Source organism: Thermoactinomyces sp. CICC 10521 (assembly GCF_016055135.1).
Classification (GTDB): Bacteria; Bacillota; Bacilli; order Thermoactinomycetales; family Thermoactinomycetaceae; genus Thermoactinomyces_A; species Thermoactinomyces_A daqus.
The window spans coordinates 1-5,033 of record NZ_JAECVZ010000057.1; the positions used below are offsets into that span (position 1 = coordinate 1).

Consider the following 5,033-nt stretch of genomic DNA (forward strand, 5'->3'; position numbering starts at 1 on the left):
TATTAGCACCGGTTTCCCGGAGTTATCCCCGTCTTGCGGGCAGGTTGCCCACGTGTTACTCACCCGTTCGCCGCTGGATCCGATCCCGAAGGATCTTCCCCCGCACGACTTGCATGTATTAGGCACGCCGCCAGCGTTCATCCTGAGCCAGGATCAAACTCTCCGATAAAGATCTAGCTCAAAAAGAATCAACAGGTCATGCTTCACTCTTTAGTTTTCAAGGAACACTCTCCGTCGCCGCCGTTTTTATCACGACGACAATTTATATTCTATCACATCGCTGTCACGCTTGTCAACAACTTTTTTGTTTTCTTCTCTCGCTTTTTGCAAGATGTTGTCGTAGCAGCGACGAAAATAAATATACTACCCTTTTATTTGATTGTCAACACTTTTTTATCGTTTTTTTACGGACACCGGGGCGCGGATTCACTTTCAACTTCCTTCTTGGCCGGTGTCCGGTTGACTTACCGCCTCTTCTCCATCCTTTCTCTCCTGAATTTACATCGTTCTCCCTCTTTCCCCATGATCAAGAATTCGGATATTCACTTTTGTATTGATCTGCGCCTTGCTAAAGTGATCATCCCACTTATTTTTCAGTTCTAACCATTGGATTGGATAGGAAATGCGAAACTGGTCACGGAAATCGGCCACATCCACCTTATATTTTTTTTGCATTTTATGCAGAGTAAGATGAACAAGACGATTAACCTCATTCTCCACCAATTTTTCCAGACTTTTGACATGATCTTCGTTGAGCAGATCCGTGGGAATATGCCATGTTTCGAATAAGGACACCTTTCCTTCGATATTCACGTCAAACGAGATCTTGTTTCCGTTTATATAAGGAGTGACGGTTCTCTCGATGGATTTGATCTCCACAGCAAAATTCTGTCGCTTTTCCTTATCAAAAACCTGAACAATCCCTTTGGCCTGTCCGGTCAACCAATTCAACCCTTCCACTTCTTCATGGGTTAAAAAGCCGATCAGCCGCTTGGAACTGCCTTTGATGACAGCACCGCCATCAAATAAGACTTTTCCCTTTTCCAATTTGACCGCCTGCAAGAGAAAACTGGCATCGGAAGCCATTTTGCTTGCAGTTTGGCCAATGGTAAACAGCGGCAATATTCCGTTTGTCTTATAATGATTTTGATAAATTCTCTGCAACCTTATACCGGGAATATCCGTGTTTCTGGTCACTTCCAAAAGATGGCGGCCTATTCCTTTAGATATCAGGATATTGGCACTCGGTCTGATTTCATACGTGTGCAAATATAAACTCAGCACCCCCTGCAAATTCATCAACCGTGCCATCTTCTCACCAATCAGAACAATCTTTGTATGCTGACCAAACGGAGGACGTGACTCTTCCAGCGACATTTTACGAATCGCTTCCATCACAGTTCTTCCTCTGGACACGATATTTTTATACGCTTTGCCTTTCTGCCCTCCATCTGCATTTTCTTCAGATTGTTGCGGAACGGTACATTGCATGGTAACCTCCACAAACGATTTCCCCTGTTCATCCCCGGATTCCCCGACTGTGTCATCATCCACCATGTCAAAACTGGAAGCCACTTCCAAAGAAATATCTTCAATATCACGGCTGTCCCAGCATCCGGAAACAGTGATCAGGCTCCCAATCGATATAACGATGAATAACAGACGTTTCCAAGAGTGATTCCTATCCATGTTTTTTCCCCTTCGGCCAGGTAATTCCCCATAAAACCGGAATGATGATCCCGATGAAAGCCAGCAGGACATACCCCATTATATATCCGATTAAATAGCGCTCATTGATATCGGACGGCAAGGCTGCGAACAGATAGATCAAAGGAGAAATCCAGTAAGTCCATGTTTTGAACTCCTTGCCAAAGATACTGGACAAGCCTATTGAGGCGAGATAGTGATAACACACGTAAGTGGTGAAAATCTGCAACATCCATACTGCCAGCAGAAAAGACTCAAATCGCTCAAAGATGACTCCCGTAACTTCAAATGAGCGGATCATGGTGACAGTAGGCCTGGTGATTCTCGCAGTCTCCTCCAGCCCTAATGTGGCAACCGCAAACGCAACGATAATGATATAAAAAAATGTGGGAACAGAGATACCGATGATGACCGATTTAACAGCTTGGCGATGATCCTCCATAAACGCGGTCAAAAACAAAATGACCTCAAACCCGCTGAAGGACAAGACTGTTTGCGTGATTCCCTTGATCACGGGCATGACGCCAAATCCCATCACAGGACGTAAATTGTTGAAATCGACAACTTTCAGGCTTAAACCCAGAGTCATGAGAAAGATCAAAACCGTGATCGGAAGAAGAAGGCTGGATAAACGGGCGATTGGCGTCAAACCTCCCGTAACCAGATAAACCCCGACCCATATGAATAAAACCATTGTTATTGCAGTCGGTGTTCTCGGGAGAAGATAAAGACTGTTGACCTCAGCCATCGAGCGAATCTCGTACCCTCCCAGAACAATAAAGTAGACAACCAGAGGGAAATTGAGCAGACGGCCGACCCATTTTCCCACCAAATGCTGACTGAATTCAAAATAGGTTTGCCCAGGGAAGCGTTGACTTAGCTTGGCCATCATAATTCCCGCCAACACGGCAATCATTCCGCTCAAGATCACGGAGATCCATCCATCTGGCGTACCGGTTTTTTCCGTTACGGTTCGTGGCAATGTGAGCACACCTGAACCCAACATAATAGAAGAAGTAACAATCGCGGCTTCCTGCATGGTGATTCGATTTTTTGGACGGATGATCAAGTTGCCCCACTTCCTTGGACGCGCTACTTTTTGCGCACAGGATTCTTTGTGTTCATCATTTTTGGGCGCTGTTTCATGTTTCTCAGAGGAAAGCGTATAATAAAATCCTTCCATTCATAAAGACTGTAAGGAATCGTCGGTGCAACATAGGGCACGCCAAAACTCTCCAATCGGCACAGATGAATGGTAATGGCCAGGAAAAACAGAATTACGCCATAGAGACCGAACAGCGCGGCGCTAAACATGGCCAAAAAGCGCAATAGCCTGAGCGCGATCCCGGCGCCGTAATTGGGGATGGCAAATGAGGAAATGGCGGTGAGGGAGACAACAATCACCATGATCGGGCTGATAATACCCGCACTTACCGCGGCTTCCCCGACAACCAAACCGCCGACCAACCCCACCGTTTGTCCGACGGGCTTGGGCAGGCGGAGCCCCGCTTCCCGCAAAATCTCAATGGAAATCTCCATGATCAGCGCTTCAATAAAGGAAGGAAACGGCACTCCTTCCCTGGTTTGCGCCATGGAGATGGCCAATTTCGTCGGTATTAACCCCTGGTGAAAGGAAACGAACGAGATATATATAGAAGGGAGCAATAAGGAAATATAGGCAGCGAGATAACGCATCAAACGAAGAAGGGAGGTCGGAATCCAACGTTCATAATAATCCTCTGGTGACTGCAGTAACATGGGGAAAGTGGTCGGAACCATCAACACAAATGAGGTTCCTTCCAACAAAATGGCTACTCTCCCTTCCAACAGGGCAGCGATAACCCGGTCGGGCCGCTCGGTATATTGGATCTGCGGAAAAGGAGAAAACGGGTTATCTTCAATCAATTGCTCCACATAACCGGATTCAAGCACTTCATCCACATCAATCCGGTTAAGCCGCTGCTTCACTTCACTTACAATTTCCGGATCGGCAATCCCCTTCATAAAAGCAACAACCAGTTTTGTCCGGGTTCGCCTTCCCAACGTATACTCGATAAGGGTTAAATCAGGGGTGGTCAAACCCTGGCGGAGCAGGGCGATATTTACATCAAGCGATTCGTTGAAACCGGATCGCGGGCCGCGAACCAAAGCTTCCGATATCGGTTCCTCAATAGAGCGCGTTTGGTACTTCTGCGTTCCCAGAACCAGAGCGACTGACAGACCATCAATAAATAAAGCCGTGTTTCCTCTGGCGATCTCGATCAGCAAATCTTTGAAAAAACGAACTTCTTTCACGTTTTCAATGGTCAGGATATGGTTGGCAATAAAATCCGACAGCTCCTCTTCCCCTGATAACTCTCGGTCAGGATGATTGATATCAAAGGCAAACATTAGAGATTGCATGCATGATTTTATCCTCGACTAAACCACGGTCGATCAGGCTTTCCAAAAAAACCAAGGCGACTTTGCGATCCGTCGAGCCAAGCCGGAATGTTCGCATCTTCAGATCAGCGTTTTGACCGATCTCGTTTTCGATCATCAACAGGTTGGAAACGAGATCTTCATGGAAGCAACACGGCGTCTCATCCGAGTTTTTTTTTGTTTGCAATAGAGTCTTTTTCGGTTTCCGGCGTTTGATCATGGCATTCTCCCTCTTATGATCGAATCCAGTAATAAAGTTTGGATATTCCATACGGTATGATGAAAGAGGCGACCGCTCCAATCAAGATCCGCGGCTGAAGCAAACTTTGTATCAGCGTTTCCCACATATCCATCACCTATAAATTAATTTGCTCAGAAAGAAGAATCCAATACAGTAGCAGGAAAAAAAGCGACTGGCCGATCATTTATCCGGAAATCTGTCTTTCTGCATTTTTTATTCCGTTGAAAAAAGTAACTACCGAGCGGATCACACCACTTCAAATCGCTGTACAAAAAATAACCATCTCTATTTTTTAAGATGTGATTGATCTGATTTGACCCCCGAAAGCTTACCTTCATGAAGTCATATTGAGTTCGGTTAACAATCTTTCTTCTTCGAAAAGGTTCTGTCAAAAAAGGGAGCAGTAGCAAACCCCGATCGCTTCGCCTGAGTCCCATGATCCATTTGACCATCGGTCCTTTGCTTCTGTTTGGCACAGTCTCATTTCCTTAAAAGGTGGGAATAATCAGTTGGATTATTTATTAAATTCACTCTCTTTCTGCAGGAATCCGCAAATCCGAGGAGGACATCGGGGAACATCCTCAGGATTTCCGCGAGGATTCCCGACGGAGTGAATGAAATACGCTCAAAAACAGATGGCGATGGGAAAGGATGGAGAAGGAGG

At 45.8% G+C, this 5,033-nt stretch carries 4 protein-coding genes and 1 rRNA gene; all 5 read right to left on the reverse strand.

The features are described 5' to 3' along the window. A 16S ribosomal RNA gene (locus tag I8U17_RS17610) occupies positions 1 to 169 on the reverse strand; the annotation flags it as partial. A gap of 329 nt (positions 170 to 498) precedes the next feature. Then, positions 499 to 1,689 (reverse strand): Ger(x)C family spore germination protein, encoded by a 1,191-nt coding sequence (locus tag I8U17_RS17615; protein WP_198059945.1) that lies wholly within the window; start codon positions 1,687 to 1,689, stop codon positions 499 to 501. After that, positions 1,682 to 2,776 carry a GerAB/ArcD/ProY family transporter gene (locus tag I8U17_RS17620; protein WP_198056612.1) on the reverse strand — a complete coding sequence of 365 codons (1,095 nt, stop codon included), beginning with the start codon at positions 2,774 to 2,776 and terminating at the stop codon, positions 1,682 to 1,684. The genes I8U17_RS17615 and I8U17_RS17620 overlap by 8 nt, the downstream gene beginning before the upstream one ends. A 23-nt stretch (positions 2,777 to 2,799) precedes the next feature. Continuing rightward, complete coding sequence (locus tag I8U17_RS17625; protein ID WP_232331179.1) at positions 2,800 to 4,110, reverse strand: spore germination protein; 1,311 nt, start codon at positions 4,108 to 4,110, stop codon at positions 2,800 to 2,802. Continuing rightward, positions 4,085 to 4,348, reverse strand: a complete 264-nt coding sequence (locus I8U17_RS18495) for a spore germination protein (RefSeq protein WP_232331180.1) — start codon at positions 4,346 to 4,348, stop codon at positions 4,085 to 4,087. The genes I8U17_RS17625 and I8U17_RS18495 overlap by 26 nt, the downstream gene beginning before the upstream one ends. Positions 4,349 to 5,033 lie beyond the last annotated feature (685 nt).

What these genes read in the sequence shown, in the direction of transcription:
- I8U17_RS17615 (WP_198059945.1), bottom strand. Translation starts at nt 1,689, where the DNA reads ATGGATAGGAATCACTCTTGGAAACGTCTGTTATTCATCGTTATATCG.
- I8U17_RS17625 (WP_232331179.1), bottom strand. Translation starts at nt 4,110, where the DNA reads ATGCAATCTCTAATGTTTGCCTTTGATATCAATCATCCTGACCGAGAG.
- I8U17_RS18495 (WP_232331180.1), bottom strand. Translation starts at nt 4,348, where the DNA reads ATGATCAAACGCCGGAAACCGAAAAAGACTCTATTGCAAACAAAAAAA.